This is a genomic window from Aquimarina sp. Aq107, assembly GCF_943733665.1.
Classification (GTDB): Bacteria; Bacteroidota; Bacteroidia; order Flavobacteriales; family Flavobacteriaceae; genus Aquimarina.
Genome location: NZ_OX030782.1, coordinates 2,569,316 through 2,590,397 on the forward strand (window position 1 = coordinate 2,569,316; position 21,082 = coordinate 2,590,397).

Sequence of the window (21,082 nt, forward strand, 5' to 3'; positions counted from 1 at the left end):
CCGCTATCTAAGATTCATCACTACGTACTACTAGCCTGAATCCTTCTCCGTGGATATTTAAAATCTCCACGTTTTCGTCTTTCTTTAGGTACTTTCTAAGTTTTGCAATATACACATCCATACTTCGAGACGTAAAGTAATTATCATCTCTCCATATTTTAGTAAGTGCTAATTCTCTCGGCATTAAATCATTAAGATGTAATGCTAGCAAACGAAGTAATTCATTTTCTTTAGGGGATAGTTTTATTGGATCTTCTTCTCTAAAAGTTAAAAATCTTAATTTAGAATTTAAATGGAATCCACCAATCTTAAATTCAAATTGTTTACTATCAGCAACAGACTCAGTGCTTTTACGCTGCATGATTGCCTGTATCTTCATCAATAACACTTCGCTATCAAATGGCTTATTTAAATAATCGTCAGCTCCAACTTTATATCCTTTTAAAACATCCTCTTTCATAGCTTTTGCTGTTAAGAAAATGATAGGAACTTCTTCATTTTTATCTCTTATCTCTTTTGCTAATGTAAAACCATCCTTATAAGGCATCATTACATCCAGGATACACATATCATAATCATCCTTTTTGAATTTTTCGAAGCCTTCCATACCATTTTTAGCATGTACGACATCATAATCATTCATAACAAGGTAATCCTTTAGTACTGTTCCAAAATTAGGATCATCTTCTACAAGCAAAATCTTTTTGTTTTCTGTTTCCATATTTTAAGATATTAACGGTAATTTAGTTATAAATGTGGAGCCTTTTCCCCGTTCGCTCTCCACCCATATTTGACCATGATGGTCATCTATTATTCGTTTTACATAGGTTAATCCAAGTCCGTGACCTTTTACATTATGTAGATCACCTGTATGCTCTCGAAAGAACTTCTCAAAGATTTTTTTCTGAGCTACCTTACTCATTCCAACTCCTTGATCACGTATCTTAAGCACTATACTATTCTTCACATTTTCTGTATAGATATCAATTTTAGGTGCTCCTTCGGAATACTTAATTGCATTATCTAAAACATTTACTACTACATTAGTCATATGACTATCATTGGCTAAAATAGAAGATTTCAATGCTCCCAAATGTGTTTTCATATACCCTTCTCTATTCTCTACTATTAAAGATACGTGTGTTATTGCATCTTCAATAATATCGTGTAGTTCGAGTGGTTCTTTCTTTATATTTAATTCATTTTTTTCTAACTGCGATATTCGTAAGACATTCTCAACCTGCGTTAACATCCTCTTATTCTCTTCGCGAATCATCTTCATATATCGCTTACGCTTATCTTCATCATCAGCAATTTTGGGGTTTTTAATTGCGTCTAATGCCAGATTAATAGTTGCTATGGGCGTTTTAAGCTCATGAGTCATATTATTTATAAAATCTGTCTTTATCTGCGATATCTGTCTTTGTTGTAATAATTGAGATAAAGCACTTGAATACGCTACCACAATTACCAACGTAAAAATAATTGACAAAATCGCCATCCCTTTTATAGTCGATAATATATATCGATTCTTACCTGTAAAATTCACATATAACTGATACAGGCTAGAACCATCTTCATTATTTACAAAAAGAGGCACCGCAAAAGTGTTCCCATCACTTTCATTCGCACTAAAATCATCAGAACGTACTCTCGTAGCTAACGCATTACTATAAATTGCATATTCGAAATCTACTTTCATATCTCTTTCTGCCAATTCTTTTTTAAGTAATCTTCTAACTTCTTCTTTTTTCACTCTTCGATGAATAGGGATAAAGTTTGCCAATTGATCTATTACAATTTCATAATCTCTTCTCTGTAGATCTGTAAGCGTACTCAACCTATCTAACTTCGACTTGGATCTATATCTTTTCTGATAATTTTCTTTCTCATTATCTATCAATTCGGCATTTCTGTTCAATATATCTTTAAGTCTTACCGTATCTATATTAAAATCGATAAACGACGAAAATAATTTAGAATCTTCTTCTAACACACCATCACCAAAAGCAAATGATCCTTTATCAAAACCTATGTTTAAGAGCTGTTGAATTGTTTTGTTATCCGGTTGTTTGATACTATCTAAAATCTCTTGTAAGGGATAATACATTTCTTCAAACTCACGATACTCAATTTTATTAGAAACAGAAATCAATATTTGCTTAGCATTAAAAGAAAATTGTTCTCTATTATTCTCTACCGTATTCTGTATCCAATATCCCTGAACAAAAATAATCCCAATTAAAGACAAACTCATCAATAGGATCAGTAATGCGAATAACCTTTTATTCATAGGTCAAAAGTAAGACTTTAACATTTAGCTACTTTAGGGTTTAACCAAATGTTAACAAAATGAAAGATTAGGAAAATAACACAATTAAAGGATGACTTTATTATGGATTTTTTTAACTTGAAGCCATGTTTCTTCTAATTTCGTATTAATTATCACGAAATCTGCCAATGGAATCTTTTTTGAATCTTCCCATTGATTTTTAAGTCGAGCAATAACTTGCGATTTTGTAGTATTATCACGTTTTAAAACTCTCTGTATTCTGGTTTCTTCAGGAGCTGTTATAAGAATTATGTAATCACATTGCTTATATCCTCCATTTTCAAATAATATAGCTGCTTCTTTTATAACATACTTAGAATTCTGCTCATTTTTCCATTTCATAAAATGGTCAGCAACCGCTGGGTGTACTATACTATTGAGTTGTTTTAAGAGTTCTTTGTCATTAAAAACCTTATCCGCAATAAATGGTCGATTCAATTTTCCATCTATATAAGATTTTTCTCCCAATAGTTTTACTATATGATTCTTAACAACCGAATCCTCATTCATCAATTTTTTAGCCTCATCATCTGCAATATAAACGGAAACTCCTAGCTCAGCAAACATTTTTGCAACCGTTGATTTCCCACTTCCTATTCCTCCTGTAAGACCAACTATTTTCATACGTTAATTTAAAATAACAAATTGCACTTGTTTATCTTGTAAACGAACATCATGGATAGATGTTGGCATATCTACCAATTCTAGAATTAAAAATGGACTATCAGCAGAAACCTTATTATAATCAGCTATTACTCTAAAGTCTCTTAAACTAATCTCATTATATTTATCCAAACCAACTCTATATACTACTTTTACCTCTTTAGGAAAGATCTTCACCTCTTTATCTTCAGGTATATTCATTAATGTTATAGGTATTTCTTGACTCCCTTCGGTAAACTTACTTACCGAGATATTGGCTTCTATTTCTCTAGGAACAACACCAATTCTAGGAGGTAAACTATCTGTTTTAATTGACAATGTAGTATTATAATCAGTATTTAAACCTTCTAATTCCAAATTCTCAGTTACTACATAACTTATAGTATCCAATATTCTTTTTGGACCACTAATAGTTATTGAATCAGGAGAGAGAACAACTCCTTTATCACTACCATATCCTGGTGCATATAATAGTTTTTTTGATATTCGTATAGGAATTTTCTTTTCCAGATTAATATCTAGTTTAACTTTTAAAGTATCTTTTTGCACAGAAAGTATTCTTCCTTTAAAATTTAATTTATTTTTTAAAGACTGGTTTGCCTTGTCTACATAAAAATAATAATCATTACTAGTTTCCGTTTCTACTGCACTTGCAATATCTAATTCTAATCTAGGTTTACTCCACGTATGATTAATTAATCTAAAACCATTTCCATTAAGAGTAAGTTTTAATGTTTGATCACTATCTTCATGTAGAATTCTATCATTTGGAATATTGGTGTATTCGATATCAACTTCTACTTCTTGCGTATAATTTTTAGAAAATTGTATAAAAAGCCATAAAATAGAGGTAAACGCCAAAAAAAACAGGAATGTTTTGACATTATTTCTTTTTAAAGAAAATCTATTTAATTTGGTCTTAGACATAGGTAATTACTTTGAAAAAAACAGCTGCTTAAATTTTTGTTCAGGATTTTTTTTGAGCAGATGAATATAATAATAAGATTTCAAGAATCCTTTGCCATAGCCATAAAATTGAACCCAAACAGCCATAACTGATTGAATTCCTATAGAAATACTGCGGTAATTAATAGTAGCATTTATAAAAATAATTACAAAATATAACATCCAGAATGCAATGAAATACCAATATCCTAACATAGCAGTAATAATAGCAAATATGGTATACAAGACAAATAATGTAGGAAACCAGTAGGTAATTTTAGAAGTCTCAGGATGCCATAAATTTAAAATTGGACGAACTAATCCAAATTTATTAACCTGTATATAAAATTTATTCCAAGAAATTCTTCTTTTATGAAATACTTTAGCGTCTGGTATCAATGCAGTATCATAACCTAGCTTCCAAAGTCTTATCGTAAGATCTGGATCTTCTCCAGGATGAATATTACCAAAACCTTCTGAGGCTTCAAAAGCTTCTTTAGATATCCCCATATTAAAACTTCTAGGTTGAAATTTACCTAACGTATTCTTCCTACCTCTTATACCTCCTGTGGTTAAATAAGAAGTCATACTAAAACTTATTGCTTTCTGTAAATTCGAGAAGTTTTTATGAGCATCATCAGGACCTCCAAAACAATGCACAAAATTTGTAGACAAAAAATCTTTCACTTTACGTAAATAATCCTTTGGTAAAATCACATCGCTATCTAAAATAAGGAAATAATTCCCTTTAGCTTTTCTCATCCCAAAGTTGCGAGAATCACCAGGCCCCGTATTGTTTTTTTGGTAATAACTAATTTGTAATTGACTGTCATAAGATTTAATTACTTCCTCTGACGTTTCTGATGAACCATCTTCCACAATTACTACTTCATAAGCCTGATCGTATTCTAATTCAATCATACTGCTTAACAACTCGTCTATCTCATTAGGCCTGTTATACACAGGTATTACAAAAGAAAAAGAAATATTCATTGGGCAAAGGTAAGTAAACAAAACATCCTATGTAATATAGAAATTGGGATTTTAATCTATCAAGGACAATACTAAAATTAAAAAAGCTTAATCCTTAATGAATCAAGCTTTTTGTTATATCTAAATGTAAATCAATATTACTCTTCGTCAACAAATTTTTCCATTACCATCTGACTCACTCCCATGTTAGAAAATCCTCCATCGTGATATAGGTTTTGTAATGTTACTTTCTTCGTTAAATCAGAAAACAACGTAATTGTATAATCTGCACATTCATCTGCTGATGCGTTACCCAGAGGAGACATTTTATCAGCATATTCAATAAAACCATCAAATCCTTTTACTCCTTTTCCTGCTGTAGTTGGTGTTGGTGATTGTGAAATTGTATTCACTCTTACCTTTTTATCTCTACCAAAGAAATAACCAAAACTACGAGCAATAGATTCTAGATACGCTTTATTATCAGCCATATCATTATAATCAGGAAAAACTCGCTGAGCAGCCATATACGTAAGTGCTACGATACTACCCCATTCATTCATTGCTTCCTTCTTATACAATGTCTGCATTGTTTTATGAAACGATAATGCAGATACATCCCATCCCTTTTCACTCCAATCATAATTTAGATCTGTATAATGACGACCTTTTCTAACATTAACTGACATCCCGATAGAGTGCAAAACAAAATCCAGTTTCCCACCTAAAATCTCTATTGATTTCTCTAAAAGATTTTCTAAATCTTCTAATGATGTTGCATCTGCAGGTATAATTTGAGAATTTGTTTTCTCTGCAAGATCTTTTATTGCTCCCATACGCATTGCAACTGGAGCGTTTGTAAGTACAAAAGTTCCTCCTTCTTCAAAAACACGTTCTGCAGTTTTCCAAGCGATTGAATTTTCATCAAGTGCGCCAAAAATTATCCCTCTTTTACCTTTTAATAAATTGTAAGACATTTAATACTCAATTATAAAATGATTTATGAATGGTAAAGATAACAAAACGCCCTAAACCTAAACCATACTCTATAAACTTTAGTTTAATTATTTAACAATGATTTGGCATGTGTTAAAGCAGAATCAGAAATGTCTTTACCACCTATCATTTCAGCAATTTCACGGATTCTATCTTCTTCATTTAATAATCTAAGTCTAGTGACTGTAGTATCATTTACATCTTCCTTGTAGACTTTATATTGACTCTGTCCATTTGCCGCTATTTGAGGTAAATGAGTAATACTAAACACTTGAAGGTTTTTACTCATAGCCATCATTAAATCCGCCATTTTATGTGCAATTTCTCCTGAAACACCAGTATCTATCTCATCAAAAATTATCGTCGGTAATTGCGTATACCTAGAGAGTATTGCTTTAATAGCAATCATAATCCTAGATAATTCTCCTCCAGAAGCAACTTTCTTTAACTCTCCATAGACACCACCTTTATTGGCAGAAAATAGAAACTCTAAAACTTCTTTTCCATTAGAGAAATATTTTTCTTGCAAGGTTAAAGCTGTTTTAAAAGTTGCATTTGGCATTCCTAACGAACTTAAAATATCTTCTAATTCAGATATCAATTTTGGTAAAGCTTTTATTCTTTTATTATGAATTCTAATTGCAAGCTCGTCTAATTGTTTTTGTGTAGTTGTTATATCTTTTCTAACATTTTCTATAGTCTCAGAAAGCGATTCTGTTTTAGCTACTTTTTCCTGTAAATCTTCTTTTATTACAATCAATTCTTCAATGGAGGATACAGCGTGTTTCGTTTGAAGGTTATGAATAATTTGTAATCGTTGACTCAGTTCTTCTAATTGTACAGGATCTGCATCTAGGCCTTCAAGTTCATTCTGCAAAGAATCGTGTATATCTTCTAATTCGATAGAAACACTTTGAATCCTATCCGATAATTCTTTTAAGGCACCAGAATATTGGGCCACTTTAGAAATACTCGTTTTTATTGTATTTAGAAGATCAGAAACCCCAACTTCTTCAGAAGAAACTAATGAAACAGAAGAAGATAGTCGCTCTTGTATCTCTTCAATATTATTTAACGTCTCATAACGCTCTTCTAACTCAGCCTGTTCTCCCGTTTTAAGCTTTGCTTCTTCCAATTCGTTCAGTAAAAAAGAATTGTAATCGTGTTCTTTTGTCAGCTCCTGCTGGCTCTCTATTAATGCCTTTTCTTCTTTTTCTTTAATTTTTAATAAAGATAAGCCTCGTTTATAAGATTCTATTTCTCTACCACAATCTGATAAAGCATCCAGTACTTCAAACTGAAAATCATTGGTAGTAACTTCTAAGGTTTGATGCTGGCTATGAATATCAATTAATCGAACTCCTAATTTATTTAAAGAATTTAAAGTAACCGGTGTGTCATTAATAAAAGCTCTTGATTTTCCAGACGGCAGAATCTCTCTTCTTATAATAGTTTCTGATTCATAATCTAAATCTTCTTCTTCGAAAAACGTTTTAAGGTTATACTTTTCTATATCGAAAACACCCTCGATACTGCATTTCGCGGAATTATCTTTAACACTAGATAGATCTGCTCTTTTTCCTAGCAAAAGTCCTAAGGCACCCAAAAGTAAAGATTTACCCGCTCCGGTTTCTCCAGTAATTGTAATTAAACCGGTATCAAAAGAAACCTGTAGCTGTTCAATTAAGGCGAAGTTTTTTATTGAAAGACTTCTTAACAAAGGATAGTAATATTTTATTATTTATTAAAGAAAGTAAAGATACTATAGTTTTAAAAAGATTTCAATTTCAAGAAGAAAAACTTATAATTTTATCTCTGCCCAGTTAGTAGCATAGGTAGGTGCTATTCTACTTAGTATTGACATGGTCTCTGCAATATTCATGGAAGGTCCTCCAGAAAGAATTTTTGAAACCTCATCTGCTTTTGCGTCAAAAAACACACGCATTATATACGAATTTGGTCTGGTTCTATGTAACCCTTCTAGAGTTTTCATTGATTCTAAAATAGACTCTTTACCTTTTTTAAGATCATTACTCATAATATCCAGTCCCTCTCTATGATAAGAATATAATGCAGTTCTATATCCATCAAAAGTACCTGATAATAAATCATCATTTAATCTAAATCTAGTTTGCGGACCATCTTGACCGTTCCAACCAACTGTATTACCTCCTTGAGCATTACCCACTATATTTTTAGCTTCTTGATAATATGCAGTTCCAGAATTTAATTCGAAAGAATCCGCATCAACTCCCAATATGGTATACAAATAAAAAGCAACTACAGAAATAAGGTTTGATTCAAAATTGTTAGGATTATAATTTAAAGGCTGGAACTCTAAGTATTGAAAATTAAACTGTTTATCATTAATATTCAATATAGTAGTCTTATAATTAGAACCATATATAGGTCTAGAAGCTTGAACTTGCACCGTAGCATTAAAACTATCATTACTATTTCCATTAATGGTAATAAAGAAACTGCAATCTATTCGTTCTTCAGTTCGATAATCTAACTCAGTCCATTTTGTATTATTAATAAACTCTGTAACCGATCTTTCTAATGTCTTATAAACTTGTAAATTTGGATTTCCTGTTTGTTCTGCATTTACCACCACTGTGGCATTAAACTCTTGAGCATTAACTATAATACCAAATAACAGTATAACAAATGGAAAAATTTTACGCATTACGTTGTTCATTAATTTCATTAAAAATATCCTGTGCAACCTCAGTCTTGGTCTTTAATTCAAACGCTTTAATTTCTAATTTATGATTAATCAGTGTTACTTTATTTGTTTGCCCTTTAAAACCAGCACCTTTATCATTAAGAGAATTAAGTACAATTAGATCCAAGTTCTTCTTCTCTAGTTTGCCTTTTGCATTTTGTTCTTCATTCTCTGTTTCTAATGCAAAACCAACTAAAAATTGATCTTTTTTCACAGAACCCATCCATTTAAGAATATCAGTAGTGCGCTCTAATTCAATAGAAAAGCTAGTATCGGATTTTTTTATTTTTTGATCAGAAACATTCTTTGGTCTGTAATCTGCAACTGCCGCAGAAGCTATAGCTATATTGCAATTTTCAAATTCTTTAGTTACCGCTTCATACATAGAAGCTGCACTTACAACAGGTATTACATTTATAAAATCATGAGAAACCTTAAGTGAAGAAGGCCCCAATATTAATGATACCTCTGCTCCTAGATTAGCCGCTGTTGTTGCTAACTCTATCCCCATACGTCCACTAGAATGATTTCCTATAAAACGAACTGGATCGATAGCCTCATATGTTGGGCCTGCTGTAATTAAAACTTTTTGCCCTTTTAAAGGTAATTTTCCTAAAATATCCTCTTCAATAAAACGAATTATAGTAGCAGGCTCCGCCATTCTACCTTGTCCTACTAATCCACTTGCTAGCTCTCCTGATTCTGCTGGAATCATGATATTACCGAAAGACTGAAGCTTTTTGAAGGTTTCGTGTGTTGATGGATGATTGTACATATCTAAATCCATTGCCGGAGCAAAATACACAGGGCATTTTGCAGATAGATAAGTTGCCAAAAGTAGATTGTTACTACTACCAGTTGACATCTTAGATAAAGTATTAGCTGTGGCTGGTGCTATAAGCATGATATCCGCCCATAACCCCAACTCTACATGGTTATTCCATTCTGCGTTCTCATCTTCTTCATCATAAAAGGATGAATGCACTGGATTCTTAGATAATGTAGAAAGTGTAAGTGGCGTTACGAAATCTTTTGCTGCAGGAGTCATTACAACCTTTACTTGTGCGCCTGATTTAATAAAAAGACGCACCAATGAAGCTGTTTTATATGCAGCAATACCAGCGGTAACACCTATAAGAATTTTTTTACCGCCTAATATTGATGACATACTTATAACGATTCAGAATCTGTCTTTGTATTTCTGAAGTATATTTTACCATCTAACCATTCTTGCGCTGCAAGAGAATGTGGCTTAGGTAATCTTTCATAGAATTTAGAAACTTCTATCTGTTCTTTGTTTTCAAAGATTTCTTCTAAACTGTCATTGTAAGTAGCAAACTCATCTAACTTTTCTAAAAGCTCCTTTTTTATATCAGTATTAATTTGATTGGCTCTTTTAGATATTACAGAAATTGCCTCATAAATATTACCTGTAGGCTGATCTACTAAATTCTTATCAATTGTAGTAGTATTAACAGGCGCATTACTTTTTTTCAAATCCATCTTCTCCTAAATTTTCTATTTATATTGTTCTAATCTTGTCTTGATATCTTCTGATATTTCTTCTGCATCCGCAGTAAACTCTCCTTCTTTATAATACTTTTTATAATTATTATAAAAACCATTAGCAACTTCAAGTCGTTCTTTTACAAGAACATCGTAACTCCCAATTGCAAGTAAATATTGAGATTCTAGCTTGTAATATAATGCTTTTTCTCTAAAAGTAGAACCAGGATAATCTATTAAATAATTATCAAAGGCATTAATAGCTACTTTATAATTTTCTCTATGATGATAGCGTTTTGCTATTTCAAAAGCTTTTTTCTCCTTTTTATTTCTTAATTCTGCTACTAAAGTATTAGCTTCCTCAAGATTTTCACTATCCGGAAAAGCATTGATATATGTTTGTAATTTTTCTAAAGCTTCATCTGTTTCCGTCTGATCCAAACTATATCTTGGAGAAAGGTAATAATAGCTTTTTGCTCCTTTATAAGAAGCCTCTTCTCTTTTATCACTATTAGGATACGACTTAGCAAATCTTTCAAACTGATAACCCGCAAGGTAATAGTCTTCTAAATTATAATACGTGTCCGAATAATAATACATCACTCTTTCTGCTTGTGGTTTTCCTCTAAACTGAGGTACAATCTGTTCAAAAAGTCGTAATGCTTTTTTATACTTCCCTTCTTTATATAACTCTTCTGCTAATTTATATTTAGGTCCAACTTCTTCTGCTTTGAGTACTTTTTGATACTCACTACAGGAACCAAAAGCTATCACTAAAATCAGCAAAAACAAAAATTTCTTCATATCTTAAAAAACATCTGGCAAAAATAGATATTTCTGCCGTATTACAAAAACTTTAATTCATCTATTAAAGAACTAAAAAAAGACTGGGTTGTTGCAAAAGAAAAAAGAAAAAAAGAACGTTACTTAATTTGTTCATTACAAGGTTTTTGTTTCTCCTATTTTATCATGATCTAAAACAGTAAAGCCCTCTTCATCATAATGAAAAGCTGGGATAAAAGCTTTATCAATATTTAAATTGTGTAACATATAAGAATGCACTTGATGTACTTCTTGAGCAAAAGACTCATCATAATACGTAACTAATATTAAAATTTCTCCGTGTAATTGAGGTAATTCTTCTTTTTTAAATTCTGATAAAGGACTCGATTCATTAATTGGATGAACTACTGTCCAAGTTGTTGGTAAATATGTAATTTCATTTCTTTCTAATTTTAAATTGTAAAAGTTATTTACATATTTATCGTTTTCGGTTTTTTGAGATAACGCCAATGTAACCTCAACTTTTGGACGAATCATAACATTTGTACTCCTGCTCATTAATCTAAACATAATACTATTGACATTATTATGCTCTCTTAAAACCATAATATCGCTAAACCTAATACTTGATTTAGGCTTAGAAAATCTTCCATACAGTAAACCAGTAATAAAAGAAAAGCTTAATAATCCTATCAAAGCCTCAATCGAAGAAATAACACCAAAAACTACTCCTTTTGGAGCCATTGCTCCGTACCCTACAGTAGTTACAGTCTGAGCAGAAAAAAAGAAGGCTTTCATAAAATCTCCTATAATACTTCCGGTTGGAACCGTTATCGCAGAGATTCCAACTAATACATATATAATAGCGAATACTGAGTTTATAAACACATAGCCTAAAAACACCCAACAAAAGAACTTGAACCAAGATATACTTATCAAGTAATTATAACTCCTAGAAATGGATGTACGTCTATTGATATGTTTTATATTAAAAGAACCATCTTTATTAATAAATCGTTTCGCTCTTTTATTAGACGAAAGACCAATACCAGGATCTTTTATTTTCTTAGCCATAAAAGCCTATTAATTATTCTTTATATAATTATATATTCTATCCGCTAAATTTTTAGAGACTGGAATTAAAGGCAGACGTAAATGATCACCACAAATTCCTTTGTTTTTTAGAATATTCTTGATTCCAGCAGGATTACCTTCTTCAAAAGCATAATCTAAAATTGGCAATAATTTATATAAGATTTCAAAAGCTTGTTGTGTATCTCCAGAAAGTCCCAAACGGATCATTTCTGAAAACTCTTCTGGAAACCCTTGACCAATTACACTAATAACTCCATCTCCACCTGCAGTAACTGCTGGTAATGCCAAAGCATCATCCCCAGAAATAACAAGAAAATCCTTTGGACGATCCTTTAAAATCTTTAAAACTTGTGTAAAATCACCCGTTGCTTCTTTAATTCCAACAATTTTATCTAATTGCGCTAATTTCAAAGTCGTTTCGGCAGCCATATTAGTTCCTGTTCGGGATGGAACATTATATAATAAAACTGGCAATGGTGATTGATCATTAATAATTTTAAAATGTTGATATATGCCTTCTTGAGTAGGTCTATTATACATAGGAACCACAGATAATATCGCATCAAAAGCAGACAATTCTGTGTCTTTTATTTCTTGGATAATTGACGCAGTATTATTTCCTCCTATACCAATCACTAAAGGTAATCTCTTTTTATTTACAGTAACAATATGATCTACTAAAGCCTTTTTTTCATCCTTAGAAAGCGTAACTGATTCTGCAGTCGTACCCAATACTACCAGATACTCTACTCCACCATTAACACAAAATTCTACTAAAGATTCAACTCCATCAAAATCAATTGAACCATCATTCTTAAAAGGTGTAGCTAATGCAACACCAGTTCCTTTCAGAAAAGCACTCATATTATATAATCTGTAAAATTTTTAAATATTTTTTTAATTCGGAAATAAAGAGATTTATGTTCTGATCTGCAGAACCAATAACTAAATCATTTATGCGGTTATCAATTTCTGCAAAACCAACTTTAAACTTGGCCTTAGAAGCTGCCGCTACATAATCTAATTCTTGTTTACTTTCTGAATAAAAGTTGATCAAAACATCGTATTCCTCATTTATAAAATCTTTTAAAGAATTACTTTTAACAGCTCCACCAACACCAAAACTTTTATCATTATAATAGGCTGCATCTTTATCATCAGAAATTTCTTTCTGATCTTCTTTATATCCCATTACTTTTAGCCTATCAGATTTAACGCCTAATTCATTTGCTAACTTAACCAATGACAATACATTAACAGATTGAGAAGCATCAATTAAAACTGCTAAACTTTTAATACCAGAAACCTCTTTTGCCCGAGATTTTCTAGACTTGATATGAGATTCAATGCTTTTTTTTAGTGCATTACGTTTAAGACCCTTTAAAATCATTTATAAAAAAGATTAAGTGACAAATGTAGCTATTTTACATCTTAAATTCATGTAGAAGAGCATAAGAAAATTGAAAAAAATCAAATAATTTAACTTTTAGTTATATAATTAACATTAGTGATAAATCTGTTTTATTCCTCGATTCATCTAAAGGTTTAGACATCCTTTAGATAGTTATCCTCTCTATCTAGCAGTCTTGCTTCTATCAAAAATTGCAAGAAAAAATACAACCCTGCAATCTCTGCAATATTTGCTAGTATTGTAAACTCCCTAGCATAATAATAAAAATGATTAATTAACAACAAAGCATTCACAAACAAACAGCAACTCGCTGATATAAAAAGTTTAAAATTGCCTTGATACCTATCTGTAATATAAATAAAGAAACAGACCCCTACAAAAAGAAGAACTGCAAAAAGAATTGCGAAGAAAGTAACAATAGAATCCATAAGAACAGGAAGCACTAATTGAGACACCGAAAAAATCAAATATGATATTAAAATAGAACTTATAATAATGGGAAAAGAAGCCAACTTCTTTAATTTAATATCAGCTAGAGAGATATAACTTCTTAATAAAAATATATTTATCAAATAAAAAGAAATGATCAACATCCCAACTACATTAAAATACTTATCAAAATCAGCATAAACTAATGTATCATTAATAGCAATAGCAATCATACTAAGGATATAAAAAACATTTACAACCTTAGTCTTAATAATATAAATAACTATAAGGGAAACTGGAACTAATGGCTTGACATATATCAAATGGATTCTTTCACAAAAAAAAGCAACCAAAATAACCACAACATAAGAAAAATAAAACAATACATATGACGGGCTAATGGGTCTCAATATTTGCAAATGTTATTTTTAGTGAATATTAATATCTTTTCAAAATACTAAATATCAACAATTAAATTAAAAAAATTCTACATCATCTGGTTTCAAGTCCTCTTGCTCCACAAAAAACTTAACCAAAAAATAGTGCCCAAATAATTGTAAAACATTTGTAATAACTACAAACACATCGAGGTATACATACATTTTATTTAATATCGTCAAAATATTTACAATAAGAAAGCAAGATGCCGCTATCATTAAAGATGAACTCACTACAGTTTTACTGTTTAAGTAGATATAATAACAAAATCCAATAAATAATATAAACAAAATTATAAGGATATTGAGATAAAATTGATCATCTCCAATATTTAGAGAAATCATATCTGCTACTGAGTAAACTACATAAGTAATTAAACTCATAGTAATCCCTAATTGAATGGTAAAAATTCTTTTCAGTTGTATTTTCACTTTCTTTAAACTCTTCCATAATAACATCATATTAAAACAATAATAAAATGACATCAGAACATTGATTACTCTAAAATATTTTTTGAAATCTATAACAGACAATACCTCTGATATTAAAACTATCAGTAGCGCTATTAAAACTAGATATCTTATTTTTTTCGCAGTAACTAAATAAAAAAAAGACAATGAAATAACGACAAGAGTTTTGGTATAGACTAACCAAGGCTCATGAAAAATAGAAGTCAGTAATAACATAACTCCTGAGATATACAACAATCTATATGCCAATTTTATTTTATCCAACTATACTTCTTTATACTTTCTAAAAGCCTTCAAACTCTTCAGATTTCAAATATTCATATTTTGTAATCATATAATTCACTAAAAAAATAAGAGCTAAAGGCTGACATATTAAGCGAATAACTTTTAGCTCGCTAGATTGAAGATAAAACTCATCAATCAATAAAATAAAATCACTAAATGAAAAGTTTAAAATTGCCAAAAAGAACCATAATGACTTTTCTGATCTTATATTTATATAATGCATTGCCCCTACGATAAGCAAAACATATAACAATAATAAATGTAGAAAACCGATTAAACTTAAATTTCCCATTGGCTCTCTAACTACCGAATATGTAATAAAAAAAATTACTGTGTATAATAGACTTCCTAGAACTAGCGTAAAAACATCTCTGCGATTATACTTAAAAGATTTATGATTATAGTAAAGAAAATAAAACAACATAATGTATCCAATTATACGGACAAGCATCCTATGTTTTATTGTTCCTATTTCAGTTATTAAGTGCATTAACTCCGAAATGAAAAATAAAAATAGCACAAGAATATGCACCGGTTTTATTTTCTTACTTTCTAGTATATACTTAAATGCTATTGATATAAACAATAAAGATGTACTGGCGCTACACAACAAAGAATTCTGAAATAAGAATCCTAAAACCTGTAGCACAACCAAAAAAGAAATTATAAATTTTAGTAGTTTTCCCTCATTCATTCGATTTAGGTGGTATAAAAAAAAAGGGAGAAATCCCCATCATACACTATATTAAACAATTTTTCCTTTTGTTAATATACTAAATTTCAATTAAATGATTAAAAGCAAACAAAGAGCTATGTTTTAATTTTTAGCGAATCCGAACTAGAAATCTTAAACTTTACCAAAAAGAAAACCGCCAGTAACTGATAGATAGCATTAATTATCTTAAGCTCTAAAGAAGGAACATAAAACTTATCTAATGCGAAGCAAGCATCACTTATAATAAAATTTAAAATAGCAATTGTAAACCAAAGAGACTTAGGAGATCTAATATTAACATATTGAAATACTGCTCCAATTAATAAAAAATATAGAATGATAATATACACAATTCCAAAAGGCCTTATATCCCCCATCGACTGATTAGTGACAGCATAAATTTGATAGACAATAACCGTCCAGACTACTAAAAAAACTCCTAGATAGACCAAGTCTGTTTTATTATAATCTATTTGCTTATGATTTTTAAACAAGAAATAAAAAAGAATAAAATAACTTAAGGTATAACTCAATAGAACATACCTAAACCCATTCTCTATTCCCGTTAGTAAAAATATATCTCCCATAAAACAAAGAAATAATACCAGTACAAACAGAGCATCAACCTTTTTCACATTAAACCAATACAACATAAAAAACAAAGGCACTGTCATTGGTTTTGAGTACAACTCTATAGTTTGATTTTGTAGTATCGTACTCAAAACACATAAACTACCGGTAATTAACAGTAATATTTTTATGAGGGTTCTTATTTTCATTATTCAATTAAGTTGAGAAAATCATCTTCACTTATAATCACAATTCCGAGTTTGTTTGCTTTTTCTAGTTTACTTGGCCCCATATTCGCTCCAGCAACCACATATGTTGTCTTTGAAGAAATTGAGCTAGAAACTTTTCCTCCGTTATCTTCTATTAATTTTTTGAGTTCATTCCGAGATACTTTTTCAAAAACTCCCGAGACCACAAAAGTTTGACCTTTTAAAGTTTCTGTTTGATTAGCCAATTTATCTGCAGAAATTTGCAATTGGACTCCATGACTTAAAAGCCTCTCTACAAGTGTTTTATTAGATTCTGAATTAAAAAATTCTCGTACACTTTGGGCAATTTTAATACCAATTTCATCTACATTAACTAATTCTTCCTCAGTAGCAGCTATTATTGCATCTATAGTTTTATAATGTTTAGCCAACTTTTTTGCTACAGTTTCTCCAACATATCTAATCCCTAAACCAAACAAAACTCTCTCGAATGGAATTTCTTTAGATTTTAGAATTCCTTCTATTAAATTATCAGCACTTTTCTCTGCCATCCTCTCTAAAGGAATAACTTGTTCTTTTTTTAATTCGTATAAATCCGCATAATTAGTAATCAAGCCTTCTTTTACCAAAAGAGCAACTGTCTCACCTCCTAAGCCTTCTATATCAAGAGCCTTACGAGAGATGTAATGTTGTATTCTTCCAACAATCTGAGGAGGACAACCATGAACATTAGGGCAATAATGCTGTGCTTCTCCTTCTTTTCTTATCAAATCCGTGCCACATTCTGGACAAGATGATATATACTGAGTAGGAACAGAATCTTGATCTCTTTTAGTAAAATCGACACTCACAATCTTCGGTATAATCTCACCTCCTTTTTCTACAAAAACAGTATCATTTTCTCTGATATCTAATTTCTCAATTTGATCTGCATTATGTAATGAAGCTCTTTTTACGGTAGTTCCTGCTAATTGAACAGGCTCTAAATTAGCCACAGGTGTAATTGCTCCTGTTCTACCTACTTGATACGTAATCTCATTAAGTTTAGTAACAGCTTGTTCTGCTTTAAACTTATACGCCATAGCCCATCTAGGTGCTTTAGACGTAAACCCTAACTCCTCTTGTTGTTGTAGATTATTTACTTTAATCACAACACCATCAGTCTCATAAGGTAAATCTCTTCTTTTATGATCCCAAAGATTAATAAACTCTAAAACCCCATCTATAGAAGCTACCAAACGAGATTCTTTAGGCACCTTAAAACCCCATTGTCTCGCTTTTTCAAGGCTTTCATATTGTGAAGAAATACCTAATCGATCTCCAGCAAGATTATACAACAAACAATCTAAAGGACGTTTAGCGGTTTCACTACTATCTTGTAATTTTAAACTTCCCGAAGCAGTATTTCTTGGGTTCGCATAAGGCTCTTCTCCCGCAGAGATGCGTTCTTGATTCATCTTTGCAAAACCTTCATATGGTAATACGATTTCTCCTCGTATATCAAATTTAGCCGGATAATCACCTTTCAGTTTTAAAGGAACCGATTTAATCGTTTTTACATTTGTGGTAACATCATCTCCTTGGATCCCATCACCTCGCGTCACTGCCCGAATTAATTCTCCGTTTTCATACGTCAAACTAATCGAAGCACCATCATACTTTAGTTCACATGTATAACTTACATCTCCATCTACCAACTTCTTAATTCTGGTTTCCCAATCCAACAAATCTTCCTTAGAATAAGAATTATCTAATGAATACATTCGTTGCTCATGAACGACTGTATTAAAATTCTTAGTAACTTCTCCACCAACTCTTAATGTTGGAGAATTTGGATCATAAAATTCAGGATGTTTTTCTTCCATCTTCTGAAGCTCTTTTAGCTTCATATCAAACTCATAATCACTTATCGTTGCTGCATCAAGCACATAATAATTATAATTATGCTGCCTTAACTCTTCTCTTATTTTATTGATTTGCTGCTCTATACTCATTACGCTGCTATCCGTATTTTACTTTATTTTATGTCCTATCGGGTTTTAACCATTTTGGCACCTGAATAGGTTTAAATGCTTTCATTTTTTGCAAAAGACGATTAATATCATCTTCCACTATCAATAAATCATAATTACTCTTTTTCAAGAAACCATTATGAACCATATTTTCTAACATTAACAACAGATGGTCATAAAAACCATTTATATTTAAAAGACCAATGGGCTTTTGATGCAAACCTAATTGAGACCAAGTAATAATCTCAAATAATTCTTCTAATGTACCAAAACCTCCAGGTAATGTTATAAAACCATCACTAAGCTTATGCATTTTCATTTTACGCTCATGCATATTATCAGTAGTTATTAATTCTGTTAGTCCTAAATGGACTACTTCCTTTAGCTTAAGAAAATCAGGGATAACACCAATTACCTTACCATTATGAGTAAGTGCACTTTCCGCTACTTTACCCATAATACCAATCTTAGCCGCACCATATACCAATGTTATATTTTCTTGAGCTAGCTGCTGCCCTAATTGCAAAGCTTGCTCAACAACTTCAACATCATTTCCTTCACTACTTCCACAAAAAACACAAATAGAAGTTAAATCATTCATAGATTTTTTATATTATTTTTAATTAAACCTGCTTGTATCATTCGATCATTCCCGTATAAATCTTTGCAAAGATTAACAACTTGAAATCCCTGTTCTTGTATCATTATTTTAGTTTCTTCCCCAAGATATTGATTAATTTCAAAATATAGCAAACCACCCGCAATCAATGAGTTCTTGGCTAATTCGGTAATTTTTTTATAGAAAATTAGTGGATTTTCATCTGAAACAAAAAGTGCTAAATGAGGCTCATTGTCCAACACATTGGGCTGTATTTCTTTTTTTTCAAGCTCTCTAACGTATGGAGGATTAGAGACTATAACATCATAATCATCTTCTAAACTATCTATTTCAAGAGCATTTGCTTTAATAAAATTGACCTTGACATTATTATTAATAGCATTTAACCTAGCAACCTCCAATGCATCTTCTGAAACATCTATGGCATATACTTCTGAATTTGGTATGTTTTTAGCAAGAGAAATCGCAATACAACCACTACCGGTACCTATATCTATAATTTTTAGTTTTCGATTTCTTTTTTCACCTTTTTGATTCTTTATAATCCAATCTACCAACTCTTCAGTTTCTGACCTAGGAATCAACACATTTTTATTTACTTTAAATAACAATCCATAAAATTCTGTATCCCCAATGATATACTGAATAGGATCCTGATTAAGCAATCTTTCTTTTGCAGTAGCAAAACAAGATAATTTATCATCATTAACCTCATTATCTAAAGCCAAAGCGATATCAACACGCCTCATATCTAAATACTTTTCGGAAAGCATATAAAAAAAAGATACTACTTCTTCTCTATTATAATACCCTGACAAAGAATCTATAAAATCTTTTCTAAGATCTTTAATTTTCAAACCTACAAATCTTTAATCATCCAAGCTTGACAACTATAATGTCCTGTATCCCCCATCGGTGCATCTAAAGCTTTAAATCCTACTCTTCCGTACAACTTTCTAGCTTCTTTCATATAAGGCATAGTTTCCAAATAACATTTAACAAACCCTTGTTCTTTTGCAAAATCGAGACATTTACTCATCATTTGTGAACCTAAACCTTTCCCTCTTGCTTCTGGCAGAAAATACATTTTTTGAAGCTCACATATCTCTGAACTTCCTTTTTCTAATTGGGCAATTCCCGCACCGCCAATAATCTTACCATCATCTTCTACAACAAAATATTTTTTTCGAGGAGCATCATAAGTTTCATACATTACATCTAATGCTTCATCCTCATAAGCTGTCCCGACCTTAGGAACTCCCATCTCAATCAAAACATCTCTAATTACTTGAGCTAAAGCTTGGTTATCTTCTGGTGCAACCGAACGAATTTTTATCGTACTCATTATAATATTTAAATACTACTTTTGTTAATCTAAAAATTAATGACTTTCATCTTTTTATATAGATGAAATATACGTTAAATCCATACAGTAATCAATGAAGAAGCTTTTATTATTATCAACAATATTTCTCATATTTTCTAGCTGTTCTATATCTAAAAAACCCGAGTTTAAATATATTACAAATATTGATGTTAAAAATGTCAGTATGCGTAATATAACAATACAAGCAGATGCAGTTTTTAATAACCCTAATAATTTAAACGGTAAACTTTCTATTGACGACATAAAAGTTTTTGTTGATAACATAGATGTAGGCTCTATTTCTTCTAAAGAATTTGATGTCCCCTCTAAAAAAGAATTTACGATTCCATTAGAAGGAACATTTTCACTTTCTAAGATTTATGAAGAAAACAAAAATAGCCTTCTTAATAGTGTAATTAAAATGGTACAGACAGATTCTCTTCTTATTCGTTATGAAGGAAACCTTAAATATCATTTCGGAAATTTTTCTTATCCGTATAAGATCAATAAAGAACAAGAAGTAAGTTTAAAATAGTTA

At 31.0% G+C, this 21,082-nt stretch carries 23 protein-coding genes; 1 reads left to right on the forward strand and 22 read right to left on the reverse strand.

Going from position 1 to position 21,082, the window contains the following annotated elements:
- Positions 1-7: 7 nt before the first annotated feature.
- From NMK29_RS10840 to NMK29_RS10945, 22 genes are all read right to left on the reverse strand, one after another.
- The gene (locus tag NMK29_RS10840) at positions 8-721 is read right to left on the reverse strand and encodes a response regulator transcription factor (RefSeq protein WP_027393600.1); all 714 of its coding nucleotides are present in this window, start codon (positions 719-721) and stop codon (positions 8-10) included.
- A 3-nt stretch (positions 722-724) separates the two neighbouring features.
- On the reverse strand, positions 725-2,293 hold the full coding sequence (locus NMK29_RS10845; RefSeq protein WP_108805341.1) for a sensor histidine kinase KdpD: 1,569 nt from the start codon (positions 2,291-2,293) through the stop codon (positions 725-727).
- 84 nt (positions 2,294-2,377) lie between these two features.
- Entirely contained in the window at positions 2,378-2,956 is a 579-nt protein-coding gene (gene coaE, locus NMK29_RS10850) for a dephospho-CoA kinase (RefSeq protein WP_108805340.1), read from the reverse strand.
- 3 nt (positions 2,957-2,959) lie between these two features.
- Complete coding sequence (locus NMK29_RS10855; RefSeq protein WP_108805339.1) at positions 2,960-3,922, reverse strand: CdaR family protein; 963 nt, start codon at positions 3,920-3,922, stop codon at positions 2,960-2,962.
- A gap of 6 nt (positions 3,923-3,928) precedes the next feature.
- On the reverse strand, positions 3,929-4,933 hold the full coding sequence (locus NMK29_RS10860; protein WP_108805338.1) for a glycosyltransferase family 2 protein: 1,005 nt from the start codon (positions 4,931-4,933) through the stop codon (positions 3,929-3,931).
- Positions 4,934-5,070: 137 nt separating this feature from the next.
- Positions 5,071-5,889 carry an enoyl-ACP reductase gene (locus tag NMK29_RS10865; RefSeq protein ID WP_108805337.1) on the reverse strand — a complete coding sequence of 273 codons (819 nt, stop codon included), beginning with the start codon at positions 5,887-5,889 and terminating at the stop codon, positions 5,071-5,073.
- Between the two features lie 83 nt (positions 5,890-5,972).
- Positions 5,973-7,628 carry a DNA repair protein RecN gene (recN, locus tag NMK29_RS10870; RefSeq protein ID WP_108805336.1) on the reverse strand — a complete coding sequence of 552 codons (1,656 nt, stop codon included), beginning with the start codon at positions 7,626-7,628 and terminating at the stop codon, positions 5,973-5,975.
- 81 nt (positions 7,629-7,709) lie between these two features.
- Positions 7,710-8,597: a DUF4835 family protein gene (locus NMK29_RS10875; protein WP_027393593.1), complete on the reverse strand. Its 888-nt coding sequence runs from the start codon at positions 8,595-8,597 to the stop codon at positions 7,710-7,712.
- Entirely contained in the window at positions 8,590-9,804 is a 1,215-nt protein-coding gene (coaBC, locus tag NMK29_RS10880; protein WP_108805335.1) for a bifunctional phosphopantothenoylcysteine decarboxylase/phosphopantothenate--cysteine ligase CoaBC, read from the reverse strand. The genes NMK29_RS10875 and coaBC overlap by 8 nt, the downstream gene beginning before the upstream one ends.
- A 2-nt stretch (positions 9,805-9,806) precedes the next feature.
- Positions 9,807-10,139, reverse strand: a complete 333-nt coding sequence (locus NMK29_RS10885) for a DNA-directed RNA polymerase subunit omega (protein ID WP_027393591.1) — start codon at positions 10,137-10,139, stop codon at positions 9,807-9,809.
- Between the two features lie 15 nt (positions 10,140-10,154).
- Positions 10,155-10,946, reverse strand: a complete 792-nt coding sequence (locus NMK29_RS10890) for an outer membrane protein assembly factor BamD (protein WP_108805334.1) — start codon at positions 10,944-10,946, stop codon at positions 10,155-10,157.
- A gap of 135 nt (positions 10,947-11,081) precedes the next feature.
- Positions 11,082-11,999 carry an ion channel gene (locus NMK29_RS10895; protein WP_108805333.1) on the reverse strand — a complete coding sequence of 306 codons (918 nt, stop codon included), beginning with the start codon at positions 11,997-11,999 and terminating at the stop codon, positions 11,082-11,084.
- 9 nt (positions 12,000-12,008) lie between these two features.
- Positions 12,009-12,884 (reverse strand): 4-hydroxy-tetrahydrodipicolinate synthase, encoded by an 876-nt coding sequence (gene dapA, locus NMK29_RS10900; protein ID WP_108805332.1) that lies wholly within the window; start codon positions 12,882-12,884, stop codon positions 12,009-12,011.
- Between the two features lies 1 nt (position 12,885).
- Positions 12,886-13,410 (reverse strand): hypothetical protein, encoded by a 525-nt coding sequence (locus NMK29_RS10905; RefSeq protein ID WP_234424339.1) that lies wholly within the window; start codon positions 13,408-13,410, stop codon positions 12,886-12,888.
- Positions 13,411-13,565: 155 nt separating this feature from the next.
- Entirely contained in the window at positions 13,566-14,093 is a 528-nt protein-coding gene (locus tag NMK29_RS10910) for a hypothetical protein (RefSeq protein WP_027393586.1), read from the reverse strand.
- 243 nt (positions 14,094-14,336) lie between these two features.
- Positions 14,337-15,032, reverse strand: coding sequence for a hypothetical protein (locus tag NMK29_RS10915; protein ID WP_108805331.1), 696 nt, complete (start codon positions 15,030-15,032; stop codon positions 14,337-14,339).
- Between the two features lie 19 nt (positions 15,033-15,051).
- Positions 15,052-15,747, reverse strand: a complete 696-nt coding sequence (locus NMK29_RS10920; protein WP_108805330.1) for a hypothetical protein — start codon at positions 15,745-15,747, stop codon at positions 15,052-15,054.
- 116 nt (positions 15,748-15,863) lie between these two features.
- Positions 15,864-16,547: a lysoplasmalogenase family protein gene (locus NMK29_RS10925; protein ID WP_108805329.1), complete on the reverse strand. Its 684-nt coding sequence runs from the start codon at positions 16,545-16,547 to the stop codon at positions 15,864-15,866.
- The gene (ligA, locus tag NMK29_RS10930) at positions 16,547-18,541 is read right to left on the reverse strand and encodes an NAD-dependent DNA ligase LigA (protein WP_108805328.1); all 1,995 of its coding nucleotides are present in this window, start codon (positions 18,539-18,541) and stop codon (positions 16,547-16,549) included. Before ligA ends, NMK29_RS10925 begins: the two co-directional genes overlap by 1 nt.
- A gap of 28 nt (positions 18,542-18,569) precedes the next feature.
- Positions 18,570-19,160: a TIGR00730 family Rossman fold protein gene (locus tag NMK29_RS10935; RefSeq protein ID WP_108805327.1), complete on the reverse strand. Its 591-nt coding sequence runs from the start codon at positions 19,158-19,160 to the stop codon at positions 18,570-18,572.
- Positions 19,157-20,035, reverse strand: a complete 879-nt coding sequence (prmC, locus tag NMK29_RS10940) for a peptide chain release factor N(5)-glutamine methyltransferase (protein WP_108805326.1) — start codon at positions 20,033-20,035, stop codon at positions 19,157-19,159. Before prmC ends, NMK29_RS10935 begins: the two co-directional genes overlap by 4 nt.
- A gap of 2 nt (positions 20,036-20,037) precedes the next feature.
- On the reverse strand, positions 20,038-20,523 hold the full coding sequence (locus tag NMK29_RS10945; protein WP_027393579.1) for a GNAT family N-acetyltransferase: 486 nt from the start codon (positions 20,521-20,523) through the stop codon (positions 20,038-20,040).
- 205 nt (positions 20,524-20,728) lie between these two features.
- On the opposite strand from NMK29_RS10945, the gene NMK29_RS10950 reads away from it, so the two are divergent.
- The gene (locus tag NMK29_RS10950; protein WP_159092353.1) at positions 20,729-21,079 is read left to right on the forward strand and encodes a hypothetical protein; all 351 of its coding nucleotides are present in this window, start codon (positions 20,729-20,731) and stop codon (positions 21,077-21,079) included.
- Positions 21,080-21,082: the final 3 nt, after the last annotated feature.

Bases quoted from the DNA above. Each gene is read 5' to 3' on its own strand.
- NMK29_RS10875 (WP_027393593.1), bottom strand. From the start codon at position 8,597: ATGCGTAAAATTTTTCCATTTGTTATACTGTTATTTGGTATTATAGTT.
- NMK29_RS10885 (WP_027393591.1), bottom strand. From the start codon at position 10,139: ATGGATTTGAAAAAAAGTAATGCGCCTGTTAATACTACTACAATTGAT.
- NMK29_RS10860 (WP_108805338.1), bottom strand. From the start codon at position 4,933: ATGAATATTTCTTTTTCTTTTGTAATACCTGTGTATAACAGGCCTAAT.
- dapA (WP_108805332.1), bottom strand. From the start codon at position 12,884: ATGAGTGCTTTTCTGAAAGGAACTGGTGTTGCATTAGCTACACCTTTT.
- NMK29_RS10920 (WP_108805330.1), bottom strand. From the start codon at position 15,747: ATGAATGAGGGAAAACTACTAAAATTTATAATTTCTTTTTTGGTTGTG.
- ligA (WP_108805328.1), bottom strand. From the start codon at position 18,541: ATGAGTATAGAGCAGCAAATCAATAAAATAAGAGAAGAGTTAAGGCAG.
- NMK29_RS10925 (WP_108805329.1), bottom strand. From the start codon at position 16,547: ATGAAAATAAGAACCCTCATAAAAATATTACTGTTAATTACCGGTAGT.
- NMK29_RS10845 (WP_108805341.1), bottom strand. From the start codon at position 2,293: ATGAATAAAAGGTTATTCGCATTACTGATCCTATTGATGAGTTTGTCT.
- NMK29_RS10905 (WP_234424339.1), bottom strand. From the start codon at position 13,410: ATGATTTTAAAGGGTCTTAAACGTAATGCACTAAAAAAAAGCATTGAA.
- NMK29_RS10910 (WP_027393586.1), bottom strand. From the start codon at position 14,093: ATGATTGCTATTGCTATTAATGATACATTAGTTTATGCTGATTTTGAT.
- NMK29_RS10840 (WP_027393600.1), bottom strand. From the start codon at position 721: ATGGAAACAGAAAACAAAAAGATTTTGCTTGTAGAAGATGATCCTAAT.
- NMK29_RS10945 (WP_027393579.1), bottom strand. From the start codon at position 20,523: ATGAGTACGATAAAAATTCGTTCGGTTGCACCAGAAGATAACCAAGCT.
- NMK29_RS10865 (WP_108805337.1), bottom strand. From the start codon at position 5,889: ATGTCTTACAATTTATTAAAAGGTAAAAGAGGGATAATTTTTGGCGCA.
- NMK29_RS10895 (WP_108805333.1), bottom strand. From the start codon at position 11,999: ATGGCTAAGAAAATAAAAGATCCTGGTATTGGTCTTTCGTCTAATAAA.
- NMK29_RS10950 (WP_159092353.1), top strand. From the start codon at position 20,729: ATGCGTAATATAACAATACAAGCAGATGCAGTTTTTAATAACCCTAAT.
- coaE (WP_108805340.1), bottom strand. From the start codon at position 2,956: ATGAAAATAGTTGGTCTTACAGGAGGAATAGGAAGTGGGAAATCAACG.
- coaBC (WP_108805335.1), bottom strand. From the start codon at position 9,804: ATGTCATCAATATTAGGCGGTAAAAAAATTCTTATAGGTGTTACCGCT.
- NMK29_RS10935 (WP_108805327.1), bottom strand. From the start codon at position 19,160: ATGAATGATTTAACTTCTATTTGTGTTTTTTGTGGAAGTAGTGAAGGA.
- NMK29_RS10855 (WP_108805339.1), bottom strand. From the start codon at position 3,922: ATGTCTAAGACCAAATTAAATAGATTTTCTTTAAAAAGAAATAATGTC.
- NMK29_RS10890 (WP_108805334.1), bottom strand. From the start codon at position 10,946: ATGAAGAAATTTTTGTTTTTGCTGATTTTAGTGATAGCTTTTGGTTCC.